Source organism: Nonomuraea sp. NPDC050404, assembly GCF_040655495.1.
GTDB lineage: Bacteria > Actinomycetota > Actinomycetes > Streptosporangiales > Streptosporangiaceae > Nonomuraea.
Genome location: NZ_JBFAKB010000002.1, coordinates 545,969 through 568,736 on the forward strand (window position 1 = coordinate 545,969; position 22,768 = coordinate 568,736).

Annotated in this window: 26 protein-coding genes; 12 read left to right on the forward strand and 14 right to left on the reverse strand. The window is 69.4% G+C overall.

Features of this window, described 5'->3' with window-relative positions; all coding sequences use genetic code 11:
* Positions 1-11 precede the first annotated feature (11 nt).
* On the forward strand, positions 12-1,298 hold the full coding sequence (locus AB0I81_RS07720; RefSeq protein ID WP_360651677.1) for a CHRD domain-containing protein: 1,287 nt from the start codon (positions 12-14) through the stop codon (positions 1,296-1,298).
* Between the two features lie 285 nt (positions 1,299-1,583).
* Here AB0I81_RS07720 and AB0I81_RS07725 read toward each other — a convergent pair whose 3' ends face one another.
* Both AB0I81_RS07725 and AB0I81_RS07730 read right to left on the reverse strand, forming a co-directional pair.
* The gene (locus AB0I81_RS07725) at positions 1,584-2,516 is read right to left on the reverse strand and encodes a YihY/virulence factor BrkB family protein (protein WP_360651679.1); all 933 of its coding nucleotides are present in this window, start codon (positions 2,514-2,516) and stop codon (positions 1,584-1,586) included.
* Between the two features lie 57 nt (positions 2,517-2,573).
* On the reverse strand, positions 2,574-2,948 hold the full coding sequence (locus tag AB0I81_RS07730; RefSeq protein ID WP_360651681.1) for a YccF domain-containing protein: 375 nt from the start codon (positions 2,946-2,948) through the stop codon (positions 2,574-2,576).
* 303 nt (positions 2,949-3,251) lie between these two features.
* On the opposite strand from AB0I81_RS07730, the gene AB0I81_RS07735 reads away from it, so the two are divergent.
* The 5 genes from AB0I81_RS07735 to AB0I81_RS07755 all read left to right on the forward strand — a co-directional run bounded on the left by AB0I81_RS07735 (position 3,252) and on the right by AB0I81_RS07755 (position 6,783).
* Complete coding sequence (locus AB0I81_RS07735) at positions 3,252-3,335, forward strand: putative leader peptide (RefSeq protein WP_311132608.1); 84 nt, start codon at positions 3,252-3,254, stop codon at positions 3,333-3,335.
* Positions 3,336-3,444: 109 nt separating this feature from the next.
* Complete coding sequence (locus AB0I81_RS07740; RefSeq protein WP_360651684.1) at positions 3,445-5,133, forward strand: nitrite/sulfite reductase; 1,689 nt, start codon at positions 3,445-3,447, stop codon at positions 5,131-5,133.
* The gene (locus tag AB0I81_RS07745) at positions 5,130-5,300 is read left to right on the forward strand and encodes an Insertion element protein (protein WP_360651687.1); all 171 of its coding nucleotides are present in this window, start codon (positions 5,130-5,132) and stop codon (positions 5,298-5,300) included. The genes AB0I81_RS07740 and AB0I81_RS07745 overlap by 4 nt, the downstream gene beginning before the upstream one ends.
* Positions 5,297-6,025 (forward strand): phosphoadenylyl-sulfate reductase, encoded by a 729-nt coding sequence (locus AB0I81_RS07750; RefSeq protein WP_360651689.1) that lies wholly within the window; start codon positions 5,297-5,299, stop codon positions 6,023-6,025. Before AB0I81_RS07745 ends, AB0I81_RS07750 begins: the two co-directional genes overlap by 4 nt.
* A 23-nt stretch (positions 6,026-6,048) precedes the next feature.
* Entirely contained in the window at positions 6,049-6,783 is a 735-nt protein-coding gene (locus AB0I81_RS07755) for a sirohydrochlorin chelatase (protein WP_360651692.1), read from the forward strand.
* Positions 6,784-6,845: 62 nt separating this feature from the next.
* Here AB0I81_RS07755 and AB0I81_RS07760 read toward each other — a convergent pair whose 3' ends face one another.
* Entirely contained in the window at positions 6,846-7,562 is a 717-nt protein-coding gene (locus tag AB0I81_RS07760) for a DUF1707 domain-containing protein (protein WP_360651695.1), read from the reverse strand.
* A gap of 171 nt (positions 7,563-7,733) precedes the next feature.
* On the opposite strand from AB0I81_RS07760, the gene AB0I81_RS07765 reads away from it, so the two are divergent.
* Positions 7,734-9,080 (forward strand): ankyrin repeat domain-containing protein, encoded by a 1,347-nt coding sequence (locus tag AB0I81_RS07765; RefSeq protein WP_360651698.1) that lies wholly within the window; start codon positions 7,734-7,736, stop codon positions 9,078-9,080.
* A 21-nt stretch (positions 9,081-9,101) separates the two neighbouring features.
* Here AB0I81_RS07765 and AB0I81_RS07770 read toward each other — a convergent pair whose 3' ends face one another.
* The 4 genes from AB0I81_RS07770 to AB0I81_RS07785 all read right to left on the reverse strand — a co-directional run bounded on the left by AB0I81_RS07770 (position 9,102) and on the right by AB0I81_RS07785 (position 11,976).
* On the reverse strand, positions 9,102-9,677 hold the full coding sequence (locus tag AB0I81_RS07770; RefSeq protein WP_360651701.1) for an HD domain-containing protein: 576 nt from the start codon (positions 9,675-9,677) through the stop codon (positions 9,102-9,104).
* 129 nt (positions 9,678-9,806) lie between these two features.
* Positions 9,807-10,160 carry a hypothetical protein gene (locus tag AB0I81_RS07775; RefSeq protein ID WP_360651704.1) on the reverse strand — a complete coding sequence of 118 codons (354 nt, stop codon included), beginning with the start codon at positions 10,158-10,160 and terminating at the stop codon, positions 9,807-9,809.
* 285 nt (positions 10,161-10,445) lie between these two features.
* Positions 10,446-11,336, reverse strand: a complete 891-nt coding sequence (locus AB0I81_RS07780; RefSeq protein ID WP_360651707.1) for a maleylpyruvate isomerase family mycothiol-dependent enzyme — start codon at positions 11,334-11,336, stop codon at positions 10,446-10,448.
* 88 nt (positions 11,337-11,424) lie between these two features.
* Positions 11,425-11,976: a sigma-70 family RNA polymerase sigma factor gene (locus AB0I81_RS07785; RefSeq protein ID WP_360651710.1), complete on the reverse strand. Its 552-nt coding sequence runs from the start codon at positions 11,974-11,976 to the stop codon at positions 11,425-11,427.
* Positions 11,977-12,133: 157 nt separating this feature from the next.
* Between AB0I81_RS07785 and AB0I81_RS07790 the strand changes: the two genes are divergently transcribed.
* Both AB0I81_RS07790 and glgX read left to right on the forward strand, forming a co-directional pair.
* A complete protein-coding gene (locus AB0I81_RS07790) occupies positions 12,134-12,559 on the forward strand; it encodes an OsmC family peroxiredoxin (protein WP_360651713.1) in 426 nt (141 codons plus the stop codon).
* A 54-nt stretch (positions 12,560-12,613) separates the two neighbouring features.
* Positions 12,614-14,743 carry a glycogen debranching protein GlgX gene (gene glgX / locus AB0I81_RS07795; RefSeq protein ID WP_360651716.1) on the forward strand — a complete coding sequence of 710 codons (2,130 nt, stop codon included), beginning with the start codon at positions 12,614-12,616 and terminating at the stop codon, positions 14,741-14,743.
* 152 nt (positions 14,744-14,895) lie between these two features.
* On the opposite strand, the gene AB0I81_RS07800 is transcribed toward glgX, so the two are convergent.
* Positions 14,896-15,291, reverse strand: a complete 396-nt coding sequence (locus AB0I81_RS07800; protein WP_360651719.1) for a hypothetical protein — start codon at positions 15,289-15,291, stop codon at positions 14,896-14,898.
* A gap of 153 nt (positions 15,292-15,444) precedes the next feature.
* On the opposite strand from AB0I81_RS07800, the gene AB0I81_RS07805 reads away from it, so the two are divergent.
* The 3 genes from AB0I81_RS07805 to AB0I81_RS07815 all read left to right on the forward strand — a co-directional run bounded on the left by AB0I81_RS07805 (position 15,445) and on the right by AB0I81_RS07815 (position 17,772).
* On the forward strand, positions 15,445-16,188 hold the full coding sequence (locus tag AB0I81_RS07805; protein WP_360651722.1) for a pyrimidine reductase family protein: 744 nt from the start codon (positions 15,445-15,447) through the stop codon (positions 16,186-16,188).
* A 115-nt stretch (positions 16,189-16,303) separates the two neighbouring features.
* Positions 16,304-17,407, forward strand: a complete 1,104-nt coding sequence (locus tag AB0I81_RS07810) for an ATP-dependent DNA ligase (RefSeq protein ID WP_360652053.1) — start codon at positions 16,304-16,306, stop codon at positions 17,405-17,407.
* Positions 17,408-17,463: 56 nt separating this feature from the next.
* Positions 17,464-17,772, forward strand: coding sequence for a hypothetical protein (locus AB0I81_RS07815; RefSeq protein ID WP_360651725.1), 309 nt, complete (start codon positions 17,464-17,466; stop codon positions 17,770-17,772).
* Here the strand turns inward: AB0I81_RS07815 and pgeF are convergent.
* The 6 genes from pgeF to AB0I81_RS07845 all read right to left on the reverse strand — a co-directional run bounded on the left by pgeF (position 17,769) and on the right by AB0I81_RS07845 (position 22,763).
* Positions 17,769-18,476 carry a peptidoglycan editing factor PgeF gene (gene pgeF / locus AB0I81_RS07820; RefSeq protein ID WP_360651728.1) on the reverse strand — a complete coding sequence of 236 codons (708 nt, stop codon included), beginning with the start codon at positions 18,474-18,476 and terminating at the stop codon, positions 17,769-17,771. The genes AB0I81_RS07815 and pgeF overlap by 4 nt on opposite strands.
* A gap of 205 nt (positions 18,477-18,681) precedes the next feature.
* Positions 18,682-19,452 (reverse strand): enoyl-CoA hydratase/isomerase family protein, encoded by a 771-nt coding sequence (locus tag AB0I81_RS07825; RefSeq protein WP_360651731.1) that lies wholly within the window; start codon positions 19,450-19,452, stop codon positions 18,682-18,684.
* Entirely contained in the window at positions 19,449-20,948 is a 1,500-nt protein-coding gene (locus AB0I81_RS07830; RefSeq protein WP_360651734.1) for a tripartite tricarboxylate transporter permease, read from the reverse strand. Before AB0I81_RS07830 ends, AB0I81_RS07825 begins: the two co-directional genes overlap by 4 nt.
* A complete protein-coding gene (locus tag AB0I81_RS07835; RefSeq protein ID WP_360651737.1) occupies positions 20,948-21,421 on the reverse strand; it encodes a tripartite tricarboxylate transporter TctB family protein in 474 nt (157 codons plus the stop codon). The genes AB0I81_RS07830 and AB0I81_RS07835 overlap by 1 nt, the downstream gene beginning before the upstream one ends.
* Complete coding sequence (locus AB0I81_RS07840) at positions 21,418-22,380, reverse strand: tripartite tricarboxylate transporter substrate binding protein (RefSeq protein ID WP_360651740.1); 963 nt, start codon at positions 22,378-22,380, stop codon at positions 21,418-21,420. Before AB0I81_RS07840 ends, AB0I81_RS07835 begins: the two co-directional genes overlap by 4 nt.
* Positions 22,377-22,763 (reverse strand): thioesterase family protein, encoded by a 387-nt coding sequence (locus AB0I81_RS07845; RefSeq protein ID WP_360651743.1) that lies wholly within the window; start codon positions 22,761-22,763, stop codon positions 22,377-22,379. Before AB0I81_RS07845 ends, AB0I81_RS07840 begins: the two co-directional genes overlap by 4 nt.
* Between the last annotated feature and the right edge of the window lie 5 nt (positions 22,764-22,768).

The following is a 22,768-nucleotide window of genomic DNA, read 5'->3' on the forward strand; positions in this document are numbered from 1 at the left end:
ACCGAAAGTTCATGATTTCTGGCGCTCTGGCGGCCAGTGCGCTGATCGTCCCAGCAGTCTCGGCAGTATCGGCGGCGCCGGCGCACGCCTCCGGTGACGAGGTCTATCTCGCGGCGGGGCTGCGCGGCGCGAACGAGGTGGGCGCCCCCGGCGACAAGGACGGCCGTTCGACGGTCGTGCTCAAGATCAGCGGGAACGAGGTGACGTTCGCGGCCCGGTGGAACAAGATCGGCACTCCCACCGCGGGCCATGTGCACGCCGGCGCCAGGGGCGTCAACGGCGACGTCGCGCTGCCGTTCCTGCCCGAGTCCCTGCCCTCCTCCGTACGCGGCGTCACCGGCACCGTCATCGCGAGCAACGACCTGATCGAGAAACTCGTCGCGAACCCGGGCGCCTTCTACGCCAACCTCCACGATTCCGCCCATCCCAAGGGCGCGTTACGCGGCCAGTTCCACCGGATCGGCAAACCGATCGACCTGGGCGGCGTGCTGCACGGCAGCGACCAGGCCACGCTCTCCTCGCAGGCCGACGGGGGCCGGGAGGTCGCGCAGGACGACGGCAAGAAGCGCGGCGACACCGACGGCAGGGCCGTGTGGTGGCTGCGCCCGAACGGCTCCTCGATCGCCTACACCGCCTCCTGGACGGGCCTGGGCCGGGTCACCGCCGGGCACCTGCACAAGGGTTCGGCGGGCAGGAACGGCGCGGTCGTGGCCGACCTGTTCGCGGCGGCGAAGGGCCTGCCCGAGAACGTGACCGGCGTCTCCGGCGAGACCCCGGTCCCGGCCAAGGTCGTCAAGCGCATCGCCGCGAACCCGGGCGCGTACTACTCCAACCTGCACACCACGGACTTCGACGGCGGCGCGGTACGCGGGCAGTCGTCCGCCGAGCCGTTCACCCACCCGCGCGCGCTGACCGCCGAGGTGCTGCGCGGGCGGCAGATCTACGCCTGCACGCGGCTTCCCGCGGGCGGCCACGGCTTCACCCAGTACGGCGTGACGGCCAAGCTGCGGCGCGACATCGACCACTCGTTCGTAACGCCCGCCTCGGGCCCGCCGCAGTGGATCGCCCCCGACGGCGGCGCCGTGCGCGGCACCGCCGTCACCAAGACGCCGAACGGCGACAACATCCCCGAACTGGTCCTGGACGCCACCCAGGCGGGCGCGAAGACCGGCCTGCTCGCGCACACCACCCAGATCCTGCGCCTGAACACCACGGGCGGCCTCGCCCCGACCGGCTCCTGCCGGCCGGGCGCCCAGGCCGAGGTCCCCTACGGGGCCGACTACGTGTTCCTCGGCTGAAGCTGAGGCCGAGCGGGCGACGATTCGGTCCCGTCTCCCGCGAGGCCCTCCCCGGTCGGAACGGGCCCAGTCCTCCGGGCCACCGACCGGTCACCGCGAACGGGGTACTCCGGCCCACCCCGCTTCGCACCGAGCGCCCCGCCGCACATGGGAGCCCGTGCGGTGGGGCGCTCGCTTGCGCGAGGTCAGGAGTGACCACCGTCATGGCCAAGAGGTCGATGCGGCCGGTGTCCTTGCGTACGCCGTGGCGGACCGAGTTGAACCACTACCCCCGTGGCGGAATGGTTATTTGTTCCTGCCCTCGCCCGGCCAGAGCCGGTCCACCTCCGCGTTCAGAATCGCCCCGATGAGCACGGCCAGCGCGGTGATGTAGAGCCAGAGCAGCAGCGCGATGGGGGCGGCCAGCGAGCCGTAGACCGAGACGGGCGAGAACCAGGCCGCCAGCACCGCGCGGAGCACGGCCGCGCAGACGATCCACAGGAACAGCGCCAGGATGGCCCCCGGCAGCTCGCGGTACCACTTCGTCCGCACCGGCACGCTGACGTGGTAGAGCACGGTCAGGAACAACACCGAGCCGATGATCACGACCGGCCAGTAGAGCAGGTCGATCGCGATGCCGTACTCGCTGGGCAGCGCGTCCTTGATCAGGGTCGGGCCGACGACCAGGATCGGCATGACGATGATGCCGATGATCAGGCCGATGACGTAGAGGCCGAACGACATCAGCCGGGTACGGATGATGCCGCGCTCCTCCCCCAGGCCGTAGGCGACGGAGATGAGGTCCACGTAGACGTACAGGGCTCTGGAGCCCGACCAGAGCGACAGCAGGAAGCCCAGCGAGATGATCGACACCTTGCCGGCGTCGTCGCTGAGCACGTCGGTGATGAGCGGGTTGATCACCTTGTTGAGCGCGTCGTCGGTGAACATCAGGCCCGCCTGGTCGATCACCCAGGTCTTCACCTGGGTGACCACGTCCGGCCCCAGCCAGGTGCCGAGCTTGCCCAGCACGCCGATCAGGCCCAGCACGAAGGGCGGCAGTGACAGCAGCGCGAAGAACGCCGCCTCACCCGCCAGACCGGTGACCCGGTAGGTGACGCCGGCGTTCGTCGAGGCGCGCACGGTCGCCCACGACTTGGTGTCGAGCACCCAGTTCAGCCTGGCCCGGGCGTGGGAGCGCAGCCCTCTTTTGGACCGGGGAGGGGCTTCGGTGGACGTCATGGCACCCAACGGTATTAGCAGTGACTCTTCGGAACAGCTTACGTCCGCAGACGTCCCTTAGTCGTTGTCCACGATGCGCGCGCCCAGAGGAAGCAGAGAAACAGGGATCAGTTTGATGTTCGCCACGCCCATCGGGATGCCGATGATCGAGATGAACAGCGGGATGGAGGTCACGACGTGGCCGATGGCGAGCCAGATGCCGGCCACCACGCACCAGATGATGTTGCCCAGCAGGGAGAAGACGCCCGAGTCGGGGTCGCGTACCACGGTCCGGCCGAACGGCCACAACGCGTACGCGGCGATTCTGAACGAGGCGATGCCGAACGGGATGGTGACGATCAGGATGCAGCAGATGATTCCGGCCAGCGCATAGCCCATGGCCAGCCAGATGCCCGCGAAGACCAGCCAGATGACGTTCAGGATTGTACGCATGGTGTCAGGATGGCACCCATCATGCCGCCCAGGTCATCCGGTATGACCCTGATCAACCCCTGACTTGGGGGTTCGGCGGTCTTCCCGCGCTCAGGGAGGGATAATGCGGGTGTGATCTGCGACAGCTGCAAGGACAGGCGCCACGAGGACTGCCGGGGCGGCTCGTGGTGTGATTGCCAGCACAAGAAAGAGCAGGCGCAGCCCAAGGAGTCAGGGCTGGACTGGCCACGCCAAGGGTGACCACTATCCCACACTCTGGACCCGGTCTTGGACATCTCGGACGGTCAGAGTAATCTCAGGAGTATGCCAGCGGACCCCATGCTTGTCGGTCGACGCCACGTCGATCTTCAGCGTGTCCGCAGTGCCATCTGTTGCGACGCCCGTTAGCCCACATCGTTTTCCACCGCTGAGCGCGTCGCACGCCTCCTCTCCAGCCCTGCCCTCGACGATGAGGCAGGAGGAACACTGCGCGCGCCCATGATCTTAAGGACGCGCAATGAGCACCCCTGCCAGCCGGACTCCTGCCAGCCGGCACCACAAGCGCCCGCGCGGCGAAGGCCAGTGGGCTCTCGGTTACCGTGAGCCGCTCAACAAGAACGAAGAGAACAAGAAGAACGACGACGGCCTCAACGTTCGCCAGCGCATCATCGACATCTACTCCAAGCGGGGCTTCGACTCGATCGACCCGGCGGACCTGCGTGGCCGCATGCGCTGGATGGGTCTCTACACCCAGCGCAAGCCCGGGATCGACGGCGGCAAGACGGCGATCCTGGAGCCGGAGGAGCTCGACGACCGCTACTTCATGCTGCGGGTGCGCATCGACGGCGGCCAGCTCGACCTGGCCCAGCTCCGGGCGATCGCGGACATCTCCAACGACTACGCCCGCGGCACCGCCGACATCACCGACCGCCAGAACATCCAGCTGCACTGGATCGAGATCGAGTCGGTGCCGGACATCTGGGAGCGCCTGGAGGCCGTGGGCCTGTCCACCACCGAGGCGTGCGGCGACACCCCGCGCGTGATCATGGGCTGCCCGCTGGCCGGGATCGACACCGACGAGGTGCTCGACGCCTCCGACCAGATCACGGAGATGTACGACCGGGTCGTCGGCAACCCCGCGTACTCCAACCTGCCGCGCAAGTTCAAGACGGCGCTCAGCGGCTGCCCCGCGCACTGCACGGTGCACGAGATCAACGACGTGGCGTTCGTCGGCGTGGTCAACGAGCACGGCGAGGCCGGCTACGACCTGTGGGTGGGCGGCGGCCTGTCGACCAACCCGATGCTGGCCAAGCGGCTGGGCGTGTTCGTACGCCCCGAGCAGGCCGCGGACGTCCACGAGGGCGTCGTCGGGATCTTCCGCGACTACGGCTACCGGCGGCTGCGGCACCGGGCCCGGATCAAGTTCCTGGTCAACGACTGGGGACCGGAGAAGTTCAGGGACATCCTGGAGACCGAGTACCTCAAGGAGCGGCTGCCCGACGGGCCGGCGCCCGAGCTGCCGCGCGGCAACCGGCGTGACCACGTGGGTGTCTTCCCGCAGAAGGACGGCAACTTCTACGTCGGCTTCGCGCCCAAGGTGGGCCGGGTGGACGGCGACAAGCTGCATCTGATCGCCGACATCGCCGAGCGGCACGGCTCCTCCCGGGTGCGCACCACGGTCGAGCAGAAGATGGTCGTCCTCGACATCGCGCCCGACCGGGTCGACTCCATCGTGGCCGAGCTGGAGGCGAACGACCTCCAGGTCAACCCCTCCACGTTCCGCCGCCAGACGATGGCCTGCACCGGCATCGAGTACTGCAAACTGGCCATCGTCGAGACCAAGGGCGCCGCGATGGACCTGATCGACGAGCTGGAGCGGCGGCTGCCGGACTTCAGCGAGCCGCTGACCATCAACCTCAACGGCTGCCCCAACTCCTGCGCCCGCATCCAGGTCGCCGACATCGGCCTGAAGGGCCAGCTCGTCGTGGACGAGAACGGCGACCAGGTCGAGGGCTACCAGATCCACCTGGGCGGCTCGCTCGGCGTCAACGCCGGGTTCGGCAGGAAGGTACGCGGCCTCAAGACCACCGCCAAGGCGCTGCCGGACTACGTCTCGCGCGTCGTGTCCAACTACGACAGCCAGAAGAAGGAAGGCGAGTCCTTCGCCGACTGGGTCCAGCGAGCAGATGAGGCCGACCTGAAATGACCACACGAGCGGTCCCCTTCCACTGCCCATACTGCGGTGATGAGGATTTGGAACCCTACGAGGGCGATCTGAATGTCGCCGAGCCCGCGACGGGTGGCGGCTGGTACTGCCGCGCCTGCGCTCGTGCCTTCAAGCTGAAATTCCTTGGAATCGGAGTGAAGATATGACGCTGGTCGACATCGAAGTCGGTTTGACGGAACAGCGCGGCACGCTCGACCTGCAGGACATCGTCGAGTCCGCCGCGAAGTTCCTGGAGGGCGCCCCCGCCCGCGAGATCATCCGCTGGGCGGCGGCGACGTTCGGCGACCGGCTGTGCCTGACCTCCTCGATGAGTGACGCCCTGCTCATCGACCTGGTGAGCAGGGTCAAACCGGGCGTGGACGTGTTGTTCATCGACACCGGCTACCACTTCGCCGAGACCATCGGCACGCGGGACGCCGTCCAGCAGGTCTATGACGTCAACGTGATCGACATCAAGCCGTCGCGGACGGTCGCGGAGCAGGATCGCGACCTCGGGCCGCGGCTGTTCGGCCGTAACCCGGACCTGTGCTGCTACCTGCGCAAGGTGGAGCCGCTGAACCGGGCGCTGGAGCCGTACCTGGCGTGGATCTCCGGCATCCGCCGCGACGAGTCGCGCAGCAGGACGGACGCCAAGGTCGTGGAGTGGGACGCCAAGCGGCAGATGGTGAAGGTCAACCCGATCGCCGCCTGGACGCAGGAGGACGTGGACAACTACATCGCCGACAACGGGGTGCTGATCAACCCGTTGCACTACGACAACTACCCCTCGATCGGCTGCGCGCCCTGCACGCGGCAGGTCGCCGAGGGTGAGGATCCGCGCAGCGGACGCTGGGCGGGCCTGGGGAAGGTCGAATGCGGCATTCACCTGTGATCCCCAGCGGGGGATCCGTCCCGTTGGCAGGCGGGGCGGCCCCCGGCCGCGTGCCACTGGTGGCGGTGGCGCACGGGTCACGCGACCCGCGCGCCGCCGTCACCGTGGCCGCGTTGCTCGAACAGGTGCCGCTGGACGTGCGCGTGGCGTACCTGGACCACTGCGCCCCGACCCTTGGCCGGGCGCTCAGCGGCCTGCAGGAGGCCGTGGTGCTGCCGTTGCTGCTCACCGAGGCCTACCACAGCAGGGTGGACCTGCCCGCGGCGCTGAACGAGGCGCGGGCGCGCGAGCCGCGCCTGCGCGTGAGCTACGGGCACACGCTGGGCCCGCATCCGCTGCTGCTGTCCGCGCTGGAGCGACGGCTGGGCGAGGCGGGCGTGCCGGCGGGAGACCCGGACACGGCGGTGGTGCTGGTGTCGGCGGGTTCGAGCGACGCCAGGGCCAACGCGGTGATCGCGGAGATGGCGCGGGTGTGGCGGCGGTCCGGCTGGTGGACCGTCTCGCCCGCGTACGCCTCCGCCGCCGATCCCACCCCGGCCGGGGCGGTCGCCGCGCTCGTGCGGGCGGGGGCGCCCAGGGTGGTCGTGGCGCCGTATCTGCTGGCTCCCGGCTACTTCGCCGACAAGGTGCGCCGCGACACGCTCGCGGCGGGCGCCGAGGTGGTGGCGGACGTGCTGGGACCCGCTCCCGAGCTGGTGGACGTGCTGCTGGAACGCTACGAGGCGGCCAGGCGGGAACCGGCGACCCTGGCCGGCTGAACGCGCTCAGGGACGCTCTCGGCGTCCCTGAGCGGTGCCCTGCGTCAGTTGTCAGCCGTGGGTCAGTAGCCGCGGTACATGCGGTCGTCGCGGAGCTGCCTGCGCAGCTCGCGGCCCTCCTCGCGCAACTGGCGGCCGATCTCGCGCCAGTCGTCGCCGTGGAGCTGGCGCCAGTGCTCGCGCCAGGCCGCGAACCCGCGCTGCAGCGGCTGCGCGTGCGAGTCGCCGACCACCTTGACGTCGCCCATCACGGCGTACGCCTTCACCCGGACCACGGGCACGTTCTTGCCGGGGGCGGCCTGGTCGACCTTGACCTTCTTGTCGCCCATGACCGCCACGCCGTCGAGGTCCACGTAGACCCCGTCGGGAACGATGATCTTGACGTCGCCCATCACGGAGACGGCCAGGATGTCCACGCTGTTCGTACGCACCTCGGCCTCGCGCAGGTCGAGCACGACGTCGCCCATCACGGCGACCGCGCCCAGCTCCTGGTCGATCCGCCACTTGCCGCGGCGCTTGGAGTCGCCCATGACGCCGACGAACCACCGCCGCTTCCTGCCCTCCGTCGCCGGGGCGGGAGCGGGGGCGGCGACGCCGGCCGCGGGCAGGTCCTGGGTGAGCAGGGCCAGTTCGGCGTGCGTGGTCGCGGTGTAGGCGGCCTCCGTGCGGTCGGTGAGCTCGACGAGCGTCAGCCTGCCCTCGACGGAGGCGATACGGAGTTGTTCGACGACGGCCTCACGCTCGGCGTCCGACGCGCGGAGCTCACCGGGATCAGTCATACTCGCAACATATCGCGTTTGCGCCGCGAAGTTGCTCCTCCTTTCGCATGATTTTCTCGTCCATCGAAACGTGCACATTGAACCGGTCCAGGGGTTGGGCGCGTACCACGTCATGACACGGGACCCCAGCCTTGGCCCGGGGCGCGGCCGGACCAGGCTAGGGTCCCTGTCATGCATGAGGAACAGCTCTACCGCGCGGCGTTGAACGGCGAGACCGAGACCGTGGCCAAGCTGCTCACCAGTGGCGCCGATCCCAACAGGCCGAGCGAAGGCGAAGAAGAGGGGCTGGCGCTGTGCGCGGCCGCCGCCTGGGACCGTACGGAGGTGGCCGGCGTACTGCTGGCGGCCGGCGCCGAGGTCGACGGACGGGAGAGCGGCGGCTGGACGGCGCTGCTCTGGGCCGCCGCCAACGGCCACGCCGCCGTCGGCAAGGTGCTGATCGCGGCCGGGGCGGACGTGAACGCCACCAACGACGACGGCGACACCCCGCTCACCCTGGCCGCCAGGCGCGGCGCGCTGGGCGTGGTGCAGGCGCTGCTGGAGGCGGGCGCCGAGCACGAGAAGTACGACGGTGACGGCGACACCCCGCTGGAGATCGCGATCGACTGGGTCGGCGTGCACCTGGAGACCGCGCTGCTCGACCAGGTCCAGCAGGACGGCTGGGAGTACGTCGTGGCCCGCCAGTACGCCAAGGACGGCACCGAACTGGTCACCGTGGCCGGGCGTTCGGCCGACGGCGGGCAGAGCGAGCAGGTGCAGGCCCAGCGCGGCCACGCCGCCATCGCGACCCTGCTGGAGGACGCGGCGGGCATCTACACGCCGGTGGAGCAGCTCGTGGCGCGGGCCCTGGCGCACCGCGACGTGGACGAGGACGCCGAGACCTGGTGGATCGTGGCCGACTCGCTGGGCAGGCGGGCGGACGAGGAGACGTACGAGGCGCTGGCGCGGTTGTGCGTGAGCGAGGACGCCAGGGAGCGCGAGTTCGGGGTGGACGCGATCGCCCAGTTCGGGTTCGCCGACGGGGAGAAGCCGTACCTGGAAAGGACGTTGCCGCTGGTGCAGAAGATGGTCACCACGGAGGGCAACCCGCAGGTGCTGCGTTCGGTGTTGTCGGCGCTCGGCCACCAGGGCGATCCGCGGGCGCTGCCGCACGTGCTGGAGATCATCGGGCGTCCCGGGCACAAGCGCACGGTCACCGACCCGATCGCGCTGGCCGACGTGTTGCCGGCGGACCACGAGGAGGGGCTGGAGCTGCTGATCTCCATGACCGGGGACGAGGACTCGGAGATCCGCGACTGGGCGACCTCGGGGCTGGCGGGGCTGTCCGGCGACACGCCGCGGATCAGGGAGGCGCTGGCGGCCCGGCTGTCGGACTCCGACCTGCGCACGGTGGCCGAGGCCACGCGCGGGCTGGCGCGGCGCGGGGACGAGCGGGCCGAGCAGGGCGCCGCCCGGGTGCTGGCGGAGAGCGACGACGAGTACGCCAGGGAGCTGGTCAGCGGCCCCGTAGACGAGTGAGACGAGCGAGCGGCAAGGTCGTCAGTCGCCGTTGAGCACGCGGGTCACCCAGTCCAGGGTCCCCGTGCTCAGCGCCTCCTCGGCCAGGCGTTTGCCGGTCTCGGTCGTGATCGCGGCCAGCGAGCTGTCGATCCAGCCCTGGACGTTCTGGTGGCCCTGCTCGCGGTACTCCACGGCCTGGAGAAGGCACTCCAGCTTGTCGGCGTCGCGGGCGCAGACGGCTTCGAGGGTGCTCTTGTCCTCGTACTCCCCCACCGCCCCGCTCACCATGTCGGCCACCTCGGACGGCAGGCCGCGCACCTGGTCGGCGGTGACGTCCTCGTTGGCGGTGGCCTTGAGGTAGCGCTTGCCGATGTAGGGGATGTCGGTGATGCGGGTTTCCTGCGTGTCGTGGAACAGGCTCATGAACGCGGCCCGCTCGGGGTTGCCGCCCTCCATGCCGGCGATCACGGCGGCGATGACGGCCGCTCGGAAGGAGTGCTCGGCTATGCTCTCGGGATCCCGTACGCCCGCGACCAGCCAGCCGGTCCTTTTGTAGCGCTTGAGCAGCCCGAACTCGTACAGGAACCCGGCAAGCCCCGTCACCTCACCCGCCACGAGGACCCCCTCTCGTCATGCGCAGAGCCTAGACGACGCACGGCCAGGACCGCCTCGGCGGGCCTCGGCCGGCCACACGGGAGGGCGAACGCCGCGGCCGATCGCGCGGCCACGGCATCCGTCCGTCTGCTATCCCTCGTCGTCGCCGTCCCTGAACGGCGACCAGTCGCCCCAGCCGCCGTCATCGCCGTGCGGATCCTCCTTGACGGGCTCCTCCTTGACCGGCTCCTCCTTGACCGGTTCCTCCCTCTCGGGGGCGGGCTCCGTGCGCGGCTTGTGGTTCCTCGGGCCCGAGTAGTACTTGTTGTGCTCGTAGTGGTGCCGGTTGTGGCCGTGGTGGCCGCCGTACCAGCGACGCCCCCACCAGCCGCGCCCGCACCAGCGGTCCCCGCAGCCGACCACCGGCTTCTCGTTCGCCACGTACCCGACGCCGGTCGGGACGACGGCCGCGCCTGCGCTCGCGCCGGCGACTCCCTGGCCCACGGGGAGAAGTACGAGGGCTGCCGCGGCGCCGGCCAGGGCCGCTGCCGCGATACGCCTAGGTTTGCGATTTTCGGTATTCACGTGCACTCTTCCGTCCTGGGTAGTTCGACCCGGAATCCGCTGCCCTTTTGCTTAAGGCATCCGGACAGAGGCAGACGTACCCAAGCACGGAATCCCATTTACCTCCACGAACCCAAACAACCCGTCAAATCAGTGATTACCACTGGGCGCCATTTGCGTTATACGTGGTGAATGGTCGTGCGGAATTAACCCCTTTTGCGGGGATTAAGGGCCTGAAAGAGCGGGAGCCGTGGTCAGGACATCCCGCGCGAGCGCCAGGTCGCCTTCCAGCTCGCCGGGGAAATTGTCGGGGTCCCCCCTGCCGCCCAGCAGGAAACAGAACGTCATCACGTCGGCTGTGATGTGCACGTCCGGCTCGCCGGGTTCGGCATCCGCCACGCCCAGCGCGACCCGCCAGTCACCGCCGCCCTCACCCGTCAGGGTCAGGGCGACCGTGCGGCCGGAGCCGTCGAGGCCGCCGAAGAGCATCGTCCAGGGCAGCAGGCGGGCGCAGAAATCCGCCATGGGATGCAGGTGTTCCACGATCGGGCGGGGCAGTCGCAGGCCGGCCGTCTGGGCGGCGTCCACGGTGTGCACCCAGGTCTCCAGGCCCCTGGCCAGGATGTGGTCGGTGATCACCAGTTCCATGCCGTGCAACGTGGCCGGGGTGGAGGGCGGCAATTCCGCCAGGTGACGGCAGAGGGCGTCGGCCTGGGCCCGCCAGTCCCTTCTCGTCTGCTCGGGGTTACGGGCCCGCTCATAAGCCTGGACGTCGCTCGTACGGCTCAGCGTGTCGGGCGCCGCGATCGGCGGGCCCAGCACGGGAGCGCCGACGGACGCGGCCAGCAGGCCGTCCGAGGCCGCCAGGTGGGCGACGAGCTCCTGTAGTGTCCAGCCCTCGACGATGGTCCGCGACCAGTCGTCATCCACGGCGGAGGCCAGCAGCGCGTCCATGGCGGCCACGCGGCCGGCGTACGGCTCCGCCCAGCCCGCGGTGGGGGCCGCCGGTCGGCGCCGTGCCCGGGCTCCGGCCAGGAGCTGGGGCCTCAGCGAGTGGGCCGGCACCTCCTGGTCCTCCATCAACGCATCCAGGTAAAGACGCTCGACGGGGTCCATCACACCTCCTTCGCGCAAGTACGTCCACCTGGACTGTTCCGTGCGCATGTACATCCGCCCCCGCCGTGTGCGGCAGCCGGGCGTCAACTCAAACTTCTTCCTCCGCCAGCGCGTCCGCCAGGCGCCGCAGCGCCAGCCGGATGCGTGACTTGGCCGTTCCTTCCGGCACGCCGAGCTCCTCGCCGACCTGCCGGTACGTTCTTCCGCCGAAATAGGCCAGTTCCACCGCCTCGCGTAAGCCGTCGGGCAGCGCGATCACCGCCTGGCGGACCCGCTGGGCCTCGTCGGCGGCGAGCACGGTGTCCTCAAGCCTCACGGGTTCGCGTTCGAACAGCCTGGGCCCGAGCGCGGAGACCCGCCTGCGCTCCTCGGCCCGTACGTGGTCGACCGCCCGGCGGTGCGCGATCGTGGCCAGCCAGGCGCGCAACGTGCCGCGCTCCGGGTCATAGGCCAGCGGCCGCTCCCAGAAGACCAGGAACACCTCCTGTGTTATATCCTCGGCGATCACCCGGTCCCTGGTGACCCGCAGGGAGAGACCGAAGATCAGCGAGGAAAGCCGATCGTAGACCTCCCCCAGAGCGGACTCATCGCCGCCGACCACCCGCTGGTGCAACAGGCGGTCGTCGTACGGTGCCTCCACTGGCACCACACTCCCGTGTAATCCGGACCCAGGCGGCAGGTGCGCCGCGACCCGAGCATGTCACTATTCGCCCCAAAAGTAGAGCCGGATGACCGAGCCACAAGACTCTTTCGGCGCGCGATAAGGTCGGAAGTCCACGATGGAGGGAGCACGCACCATGGCCACCACCCGCACCGCCACGACCGAGTGGAAGGGCGCCCTGATCGACGGTTCCGGGAACGTCTCGCTCAACACCTCGGGCGTCGGCACGTTCGAGGTCACCTGGGCCTCCAGGTCCCAGGACGCCGGCGGCAGGACCTCCCCCGAGGAGCTCATCGCCGCCGCCCACTCCTCCTGTTTCTCGATGGCGCTGGCGCACGGCCTGGCCGGCGCGGGCACGCCGCCGTACTCGCTGGAGACCAGCGCCGACGTGACGTTCCAGCCCGGGGAGGGCATCACCGGGATCGTCCTGTCGGTCAAGGGACAGGTTCCCGACATCACGGCCGAGCAGTTCCAGGAGGCGGCCGAGACGGCCAAGGCCAACTGCCCGGTGAGCAAGGCCCTGACCGGCACGACGATCACGCTCGAGGCGGAGTTGCTCTAGCGTTCACGCTATCCGAATGACCAAGAGCACTTCCGCGTGCGACAATCGGGTCACATGCGTGAGGTCTGGCCGGGCGAGCCCTATCCACTCGGCGGCACCTGGGACGGCGTTGGCACCAGCTTTGCGGTGTTCTCCGAGGTCGCCGAGCGGGTCGAGCTGTGCCTATTCCACGATGACGGTTCCGAGGAACGCGTCGATCTGCCCGAGGTGGACGGGTTCGTCTGGCATGGCTACCTGCCGGGGATCCAGCCCGGGCAGCGTTACGGTTACCGCGTGCACGGCCCCTACGAGCCATCGCAGGGGCACCGGTGCAATCCGGCCAAGCTGCTGCTCGACCCGTACGCCAAGGCCATCGACGGTGACCTGACCTGGAACCAGGCGCTGTTCCCCTACTACTTCACCGATCCCACGCGGCGCAACACCGAGGACAGCGCGCCCTACATGCCGAAGAACGTGGTGGTCAATCCGTTCTTCGAGTGGGGCAACGACCGGTTGCCGCGCATCCCGTACCACCAGACCGTGATCTACGAGGCGCACGTGCGCGGGCTGACCATGCGCCACCCCGACGTGCCGCCCGACCTGCGGGGCACCTACGCCGGCGTGGGCCACCCGGCGATCATCGAGCACCTGCTGTCGCTCGGGGTGACGGCGGTGGAGCTGATGCCGGTGCACCACTACATGCCCGAGCACTTCCTGGTGGCGCGCGGGCTGACGAACTACTGGGGTTACAACACCATGGCCTACCTGGCACCCCATGGCGGCTACTCCAGCGCGGGCACGCGCGGGCAGCAGGTGCTGGAGTTCAAGGCCATGGTGCGGGCGCTGCACGAGGCGGGCATCGAGGTCATACTCGACGTGGTCTACAACCACACGGCCGAGGGCGACCACATGGGGCCGACGCTGGGGTTCAGGGGGATCGACAACGTCGCCTACTACCGGCTGCACGACGGCGACCGGCGCTACTACCTCGACTACACCGGGTGCGGCAACTCGCTCAACGTGCGATCGCCGCACGCGCTGCAGCTCATCATGGACTCGCTGCGCTACTGGGTGCTGGAGATGCACGTCGACGGGTTCCGGTTCGACCTGGCCTCGGCGCTGGCCAGGGAGTTGCACGACGTCGATCGGCTGAGCGCGTTCTTCGACCTGATCCAGCAGGATCCGGTGATCTCGCAGGTCAAGCTGATCGCCGAACCGTGGGACGTGGGCCCCGGCGGATACCAGGTCGGAAATTTCCCGCCTTTGTGGACGGAGTGGAACGGCAAATATCGGGACATCGTCCGAGATTTCTGGCGGGGCACGCACTCCGCGCTGCCCGAGTTCGCCTCCCGCCTGACCGGCTCCGCCGACCTGTACGAGTCCTCGGGCCGCCGCCCCGTCGCCTCGATCAACTTCGTCACCTGCCACGACGGGTTCACGCTGAGCGACCTGGTCTCCTACGACCACAAGCACAACGAGGACAACGCCGAGGACAACCGCGACGGCACCAACGACAACCGCTCCTGGAACTGCGGCGCCGAGGGCCCCGTCGAGGACCCCCAGATCGTCACGCTGCGCCGCCGTCAGCGCCGCAACTTCCTGGCCACCCTGTTCCTGTCGCAGGGCGTGCCCATGCTCTCCCACGGCGACGAGATCGGCCGCACCCAGCGCGGCAACAACAACGCCTACTGCCAGGACAACGAACTGGCTTGGGTGGACTGGTCGATGTTGCACGCCGAGTCCGACCTGCTGCAGTTCGTACGCGAGGTGGCCAAGCTGCGCCGCGAGCACCCCGTCTTCCAGCGCCGCCGCTTCTTCCACGGCCGCCACCCCGACAACGGCAAGCGGGACCTGGTGTGGCTGACCCCCGGCGGCGAGGAGATGACGGCGGGCGACTGGCACATCAGCTATGCCAAGTCGATGATGGTCTATCTCAACGGCGAGGCGATCACCGAGCCGGGGCCGCGTGGCGAGCGCATCGTGGACGACTCCTTCCTGCTGCTGATCAACGCCCACCACGAGAGCCTGCCGTTCACGCTGCCCGGGACGGAGTTCGGGGCGCGGTGGCTGCCGGTGCTGGACACCAACCATGACTCGGTGGAGGAGGGGTTCGCCGAGGACGGGTGGAAGGCGGGCGACCTGGTGGCCGTCACCTCACGCTCACTCCAGGTGCTCCGCCAGCCCAAGAAGCGCAAGACCGCCTAACCCCCGCATAACCGCTACGCCGCCTGCTGACCTGGCGTCATGGTGGCTTACCGACTTGCCGTCATGACACCTGGGCGCCTTGCACCTTGGCGCCTTGCACCTTGGCGCCTTGCACCTTGGCGCCTTGCACCTTGGCGCCTTGCGACTTGGCATCAGAAGACGCGGAGTGCGCTGGCCGTGAGGAAGACCAGCGTGAACGCCGTCACCCCGGCCAGCCCGTGCAGCGTCACCGCCAATGCCGGGAAGGCGTGTCCCGCCGTACCGTGACGGCCCGTGCCGAGCCACCGGGTGGACATCGCGAAGCCCAGCAGCGCCGCCGCCGCGAGCCCGGCGAACGCCGCCCATGCCAGCGCGCGACTGCCCGTGGCCAGGCCGGCCGCCCAGCACACCAGCGATGACACCGCGAGCGCGGGATGGGCGAAGACCAGTGCGGCCGGGAAGCGGGTGACCTTGGCCCGGCGGAGGCCGCCGCCCGCCAGCCACAAGGAGAGCAGGTACACCCCGGCGAGTGCGGCGATCGTCCATGCTGCGGCAGTGACCAGGCCCACGTCACGCCTCCCGTCAATCCCCATCCCTATCGTCACGTTAAACAGAGAAATGTCGGTACGTCCGCCGATACGGAAAATGTGTTGGCCCGGTCCAACGCCCGGGAGCGAAACCCCTGGGGATGGAATGTCGGTCCGGTGTGCCAAGGTAGAGGAGTGCGGCGCATCTATCCCGACATACAGGACAACCCGGACATCGTGCAGGCGTACGCCTACCCCGAGGGCCGGCCATGGCTGCGGCTCAACATGGTCTCCAGCGCCGACGGCGCGGCCTGGCTGAAGGGACGCTCGGGACCTCTGTCGAGCAAGGGCGACAAGCGCATCTTCCAGACGTTGCGCGGCCTGGCCGACGTGATCGTCGCGGGTGCGGCGACCGTACGGAAAGAGGGTTATGGCCCGGTCCCACCGCACGACGCCTGGGCGCGGTGGCGGGAGGGCCGGCCCGAGGTGCCACCCATCGCGGTGATCAGCCGCAGCCTCGCCCTCGACCTCGACGGCGAACTGTTCACCGACGCCCCCAGCCGGACGATCGTGATCACCTGCGAGTCCTCGCCGCACGAGCGGCGCAGGGAGGCGGCCAGGCGGTCCGACCTGATCGTGGCCGGCGAGGAGGGCGTGGACATGCGGCTGGCCATGGCCGAGCTGCACAAGCGGGGCCTGACCAGGGTGCTGTGCGAGGGCGGTCCCCGGATCAACGCCCAGCTATCGGCCTGCGACCTGGTCGACGAACTGTGCCTGTCGATCAGCCCGGTGCTGGTCGGGGGCGGCGCGGCGCGCATCCAGAACGGCGAGCCCGCGCAGGTCACACTGAGTCTCAGCCAGGTGCTGGAAGAGGAGGGGGTCCTCTTCTGCAAGTACACGAGGGAGCAGAGCCTTGAGCGAGCCGACGACAACACCTGACCCGGCCAAAGCAACAGGCCCGACACCGGAGCCCACCGCAGGAACAGCGGAAGCACCGCAGGCGGTCGAGGAGTCGGGCTCGGCGGCGCAACAAGTCGCCGAGGAGCCGGAGCCGGTGCCCAACTTGCCGGTTCGGCCGCCGGTGCCGCCGATGCTGGCCAAGCCGGTCAAGGCCATGCCGAAGCAGGACGGCACGCTGTCCTACGAGCCGAAGTGGGACGGGTTCCGGTGCATCATCTTCCGTGACGGTGACGAGGTCTACCTGGGCAGCCGCAACGAGCGGCCGTTCACCCGCTACTTCCCGGAGCTGGTCGAGGCGGCCAAGGCGGAGCTGCCGGAGAAGTGCGTGGTGGACGGCGAGATCGTGCTGCCGATGGGGTCGCAGCTCGACTTCGAGGCGTTGCAGCAGCGCATCCATCCGGCCAAGTCGCGGGTGACGATGTTGTCGGAGCGCACTCCTGCCCAGTTCGTCGCCTTCGACCTGCTGGCGCTGGGGGACGAGTCGCTGATGGAGGCACCGTTCTCGGAGCGGCGGGCGCGGCTGGAGAAGCTCTTCGGCGAGAAGGGCGGCTCGATCCGGCTGACTCCGGTGACGACCAGCTTCGAGCAGGCGGGCGAGTGGTTCGAGATGTTCGAGGGGGCCGGGCTCGACGGGATCATCGTCAAGCCGGGCGACCAGCCGTACGTGCCCGACAAGCGCACGATGTTCAAGGTCAAGCACGAGCGCACCGCCGACGTGGTCGTGTGCGGCTACCGGGAGCACAAGTCGGGCCCGATCGTGGGCTCGCTGCTGCTGGGCCTGTGGGGTGATGACGGGCGGCTGCACCACGTGGGCGTGGCGGCCTCGTTCCCGATGAAGCGCAGGGCCGAGTTGGTGGAGGAGATCAGGCCGTACCTCGCGGAGCTGAGCGAGCATCCCTGGGGGCACTGGGCCGAGCAGGCGCAGGCCAACATCGGTCAGCCGGCCGCCGGGCCCGCGACGGGCGGGCAGCGGGTGCCGGGCGCGATCTCGCGGTGGAACGCCAAAAAGGATCTGTCGTTCATTCCGCTGCGCCCCGAGCTGGTAATCGAGGTGGCCTATGACCAAATGGAGGGCGACCGATTCCGGCACACCGCGCAGTTCCGGCGGTGGCGGCCCGACCGTACGCCCGAATCGTGCACTTATGAGCAGTTGGAGCGTCCCGTTAGTTACAACCTTGACGACATCCTTGCCCGCTAGCTTTTTATCCCGTTATATCTCGATACATGAATACAGGGGATGAATTAAGGGCCGCCGTGTCCGCGCGGCGGGATCTGGGGCCCGAGTACGAAGGCGCCGTCGTGGAGTCGTTCCTCGACAAGATGGGGCAGGAGATCGACCGGCGGGTGGACGAACGGCTGGCCCAGGCTGGGCCCAAGGCGGCCCGGCCGGCCAACACCGTGCTTGAGGGGCAGCGACTCGCTCTGGCGATCGTTTCGATGGCCCTCGGCACGGTCGCCACCCTCGTCCTCGTCCTGACGGGAAGTGAGCCAGGCTACCTGGTCCCGATCTGGATGGGCATCGTCATAGTGAACGCGGTGTACAACGGCACCCGCAAGGGTTAGTCCAGCCAGATGAGCCCGGCGAACCGGCCGCCGGGCTGCTCCCTGCGGTGGGAGTACAACTCCTGCGACTCGATCGTGCAGCGGGCGTCGTGCCGTACGCCGCTCACGCCTGCCGCCCTGAGCTGGGCCTCGATGCCGGCGCGCAGGTCGAGCGCGGGTGTCTCCCACGACGTCGTGGACCACGTGGCGGGCACCTTCGAGGCCACCCGTTCGCGCAGGTCGGCGGGCACCTCGTAGCAGCGGCCGCAGGCGCCGGGCCCGATCAGCGCGACCATCCTGCCGGGATCCGCGCCCTTGGCCGCCATGGCCTGTACGAGAGTGGTCGCGATGCCCGCCTCGGTGCCGGGGCGGCCGGAGTGGGCGGCGCCGGCCATGCGGGCCACCGGGTCGGCCACCAGCACCGCCGGACAGTCCGCCCCCAGCGAGGCCAGCGCCAGGCGGGGCTCGGTGGTGAAGACGCCGTCCAGCATGGGCGGGTCGTCGCCGAACGGCTCGCTCACGTAGGCGACGTCGGCGCTGTGGACCTGGCGCATGAACACCACGGCCCGCACGCCCAGCTCGGCCGCCACGCCTTCGCGGTTGGCCCGCACGGCCGCCGGGTCGTCGCCGACCAGGCCGCCGAGGTTGCGCGAGTCGTACGGAGGGGCGCTGACCCCTCCGTGACGGTCGGTGATGGCTACGTGGACACCGGGGGCGAGCTGCATGCCCTCGATCTTAGAGCGGCCCCGGACCGACGGTCTCGCAGCCCGCCCCGGGCCGGGTGGAGGGTCCCCGGCCCGGGAGCTTGTGGGGCGTCGGGTCGTCGTTCCGTCCATGAGGATCGGCGTCCCGAGGGTGAGTGGCCGCCCTTGAGGTCGGCGTCCCGAGGTTGGGGTGCCCGGCCTCTCAGGACCGGCGGGCCGGGTTGTGTCAGCGGCCCTTCCAGGTGACCTTTTCCTTGGCGAGGAAGGCGGGGACGGCGGTGTGGAAGTCGTCGCTGCCGAAGACCGTGGACACGATGTCGTCGGCGTCCGGAAGGTTCGCCACGCGCAACCGCCTGACCGCCTCCTTCGCGGCCCACATGGACAGCGGAGCGTGGGACAGCAGTCGTTCCTCCACCTCGGCCTGGCGGGCGGGCAGGTCGTCGGGTTCGCAGAGTTCGGCCACGAAGCCGGCGGCCTGGGCCTCCGTGCCGGTGTACATGCGGGCCCGCAACAACATGTCCAGGGTCCTGGCCGGGCCCAGGTGGTGAACGAGGAGTGAGTAGGTGTTCATGGACAGACAGTTGCCGAGGGTCTTGGCGATCGGCGCGCCGAACTTCGCGCCCGGCACGGCCAGGCGCAGGTCGCAGGCGGCGGCCACGACCAGGCCCCCGCCGACGCAGTAGCCCTCGACGACGGCCATGGTGGGCACGCGGACCTGTTCGAGCCGGTCGATGATGCGCTGCATCTTGCGCTCGTAGGCGATGCCGTCCGAGCCGTCGGTGAACGAGGTGAACTGCCCGATGTCCGTGCCGGCCACGAACGCCCGGCCGCCGGCGCCCGACAGGACGAGCAGCTTGATGTCCGGGTCGTCGTCGGCCCGTTCGCAGGCGGCGTACAGGCCGTCCCACATCGCCCACGTCAGCGCGTTGTGCTGGGCGGGCCGGTTGAAGACCACCCGCAGCACGGGTCCGTCGGCGGTGACGAGTAGCTCACTCACACGCTCTCCTTCTCTCTACGGGACTCTTTGCGGGGGACCAGCTTGAGCAGCGAGGGGCCGGCCAGCAGCAGGGCGGCCAGCGCGAACACGACCAGGGCGATCGGGCGGGTGAGAATGAGCGTCAGGTCGCCACTGCCCATGGCGGAGGTCTGCACGAGCGCCTTCTCGAACAGCGGCCCGATCACGAGACCGAGCACGAGCGGCGCCATCGGCAGGTCGAACTTCTTCATGAAATATCCGACCAGGCCGAAGATGAACACCACCCAGACGCTGAACATGTTGTTGTCGATCGAGTACGCCCCGACGAAGCTGGTCACCAGGATCAGCGGGTACATGTACCCGTACGGGATCCGCAACATCTGCGCGAACAGCGGCGCCAGCGGCAGGTTCAGCACCAGCAGCAGCACGTTGCCGATGAAGAACGAGGCCAGCAGGCCCCACACCAGCTCGGGCTGCTCCTCGAACAGCAGCGGCCCCGGCTGGATCCCGTACATCATGAACGCGCCCAGCAACACGGCCGTGGTCGCGCCGCCCGGGATGCCCAGCGCCAGGGTGGGCACGAAGTTGGCGTTGGCGGCGGCGTTGTTGGCGCTCTCCGGCGAGGCCACGCCCTCGATCGCGCCATGGCCGAACTCGGACTTGTTGCGCGAGACCCGCTTCTCCACCCCGTACGCCAGGAACGAGGCCAGCGTGGATCCGGCGCCGGGCAGGCAGCCGAGCAGGTAACCGATCACGCTGCCCCGGGCGATGGCGCCCTTGGAGCGGGACAGCTCGGCCTTGGTGATCATCAGGTCGCGGAAGCGGGCCCTGATGGGCGCGACCGCGCCCTGCCTGATCTGGTAGAGCACCTCCCCCACCGCGAACAGCCCGATCATCACCTGGACGAACGGCAGCCCGGACAGCAGGTCCACGTCGCCGAAGGTGTAGCGGGGCAGGCCGGTGGCCTGGTCCACGCCGACGGTGGCCAGCAGGATACCCAGCACCGCCATGGCCAGGCCGCGCAGCTTCGACCCGCTGGAGAAGCTGACGATGGTGGTCAGGCCGAGCACCATGACGGCCAGGTTCTCCGGCGGGCCGAAGTCGAGCGCCAGCTTGGCGAACGGCGGGGCCATCGCGACCAGCAGGATCAGCGAGACGATGGCCGCGAAGAACGAGCCGATGGCGGCGATCGACAGTGCCGCGCCGGCCCGGCCCTTGCGGGCCATCTGGTAGCCGTCGATCGCGGTGACGACGCTGGCCGCCTCGCCGGGCGTGGAGATCAGCACGGAGGTGATCGTGCCGCCGTACTGGGCTCCGTAGTAGATGCCGGCGAGCATGATCAGCGCGGTCAGCGGCTCGAAGGAGAGCGTCAGCGGCAGCAGCACGGCCACGCCGGTCGTGCTGCCCAGTCCGGGCAGCAGGCCGATGACGGTGCCGGCGAGCACGCCGACGAAGCACCACAGCAGGTTTTCGGGAGTCAGCGCGGCGCCGAAGCCCATGATCAGGTTGTCCAGCATCAGCCGTCACCTCCGATGCCGAGCAGCCCGCCCGGCAGCGGCACGGCCAGGAACAACACGAACACCGCGTAGATCACCAGCGCGGCGACGATCGCGATCACGGCGGCCGAGACGACGCGCTGCTTCTCCACGAACGCGGAGACGGCGAACACCAGCAGCGCGAACGCCACCAGGAACCCGGTCAGCGGCACCAGCAGCAGCGCGATCAGCAGCATGCCGAACACGGTCCAGAGCGTCCTGATGCGCCGGGGGTCAACGTCCTCTTCGCCGGCCTGCGGAGCGCGTACCCACTGAAGGAGGCAGGCGGCCGAGAGCAGCGCCAGCGCCACACCGGCGACCAGCGGCAGGAAGCCCGGGCCGACCTCCCCTCCTTCCTTCGTGATGCCGTAACCGAACGAGACTCCCGCCATGGCGACGGACAGGCAGACCAGCAGCACCCACACGGCGCCCTCGCCGCGCATCAGCGCTTTCATGAGGGCTTCTTCAGCACCGGCGCGAGCGCGGTGTCGAGTTGTTCGAGGTACTTGCCGAACTCGTCGCCGTACAGCTCGGCCTGCTGCAGGTAGTTGTCCTTCAGCCACTTCTGGAACTCGGGCGTCTTGGCGACGCCCCTGGCCGTCTTGTCCCAGTACGCCCGCTCGCGCTCGTCCAGCCCGCCGGGTGCCAGGAAGCCTCTGAACTGCACGTACGAGACGTCGATGCCCTGTTCCTTGGCCGTGGGCAGCGCGGAGAACTCGGGGTAGGTGTAGCGCTTCTCGGTGGTGACGCACAGGCCCTTGAGGTCGCCGGACTTGAGCTGGCCGATCACCTCGCCGGGGTTCAGCAGCGCGGCCTGGATCTGGCCGCCGAGCACCGCCGGCACCAGCTCGCCGCCCGACTCGAACGGCACCCGCTGGAACTTGGCCCCGGTCTTCTGCTCGATCAGCGTGAAGATCACGTTGTCCACGCCGTACGCGCCGGACATGCCCACGCTGACCTTGCCGCCCTTGGCCGCGTTCACCACGTCGGTGCAGGTCTTGAACGGGGAGTCCTTCTTGACCACGACGATGCCGCCGTCCTCGGCCAGTTTCGCGACCGGCGTGAAGTCCTTGCGGGTGAAGGACACCTGGCCGGCCATCGGCAGGGACAGGATGGCGTTCTCGGTGGCGATCAGGTAGTTGCCGTTGCCCTTCTTGCCGAGCAGGGCCGAGTAGCCGACCGCGCCCGAGCCGCCGTCGCGGTTCTCCACGGTGACGGTCAGGTCGGGCTGGGCCTTCTCCAGCGCGGTGGCGATGGCGCGGCCCGCCAGGTCGCTGCCGCCGCCGGCGGCGAACGGCACGATCATGCGCACGTCGCCGCGCGGCTTCCAGGTGCCGCCGCCGCCCGAGTCGGCGTTGGCGCCGCAGGCCGTCACCCCGACGAGCAGGGCGGCGACGGCCAGGAGCGCCCTCATGATGTCAGCCCCTGGAGCTTGGCGGCGAACTTGTCGAGGTCGATCACGAACCGCTCGTGCGTGCCCTCGCCGATCTTGCCGTTGCCGTCCTCGGCGACCACCGTGAAGGCGACGCGACGCCGGTCCACCTCGGTCACCGTGGCGGTCGCGGTCACCTTGCCGCCTTTGAGCGTGGGCGCCACGTGCGCGATGTCCACCTTGCTGCCGACGCTGCCCTGGCCCTCGGCCAGGTACGGGGCCAGCGCCTCGATCGCGGCGTCCTCCATCAGGTGGACCAGGTTGGGGGTGGAGAAGATGTCGTAGTCGCCGCGGCGGGTGCAGTGTCGCTCCGTCACGACCCAGGTGAGGCTGGCGCTCACACCGGGGGTCAGTCGGTCGCTCATGAGCT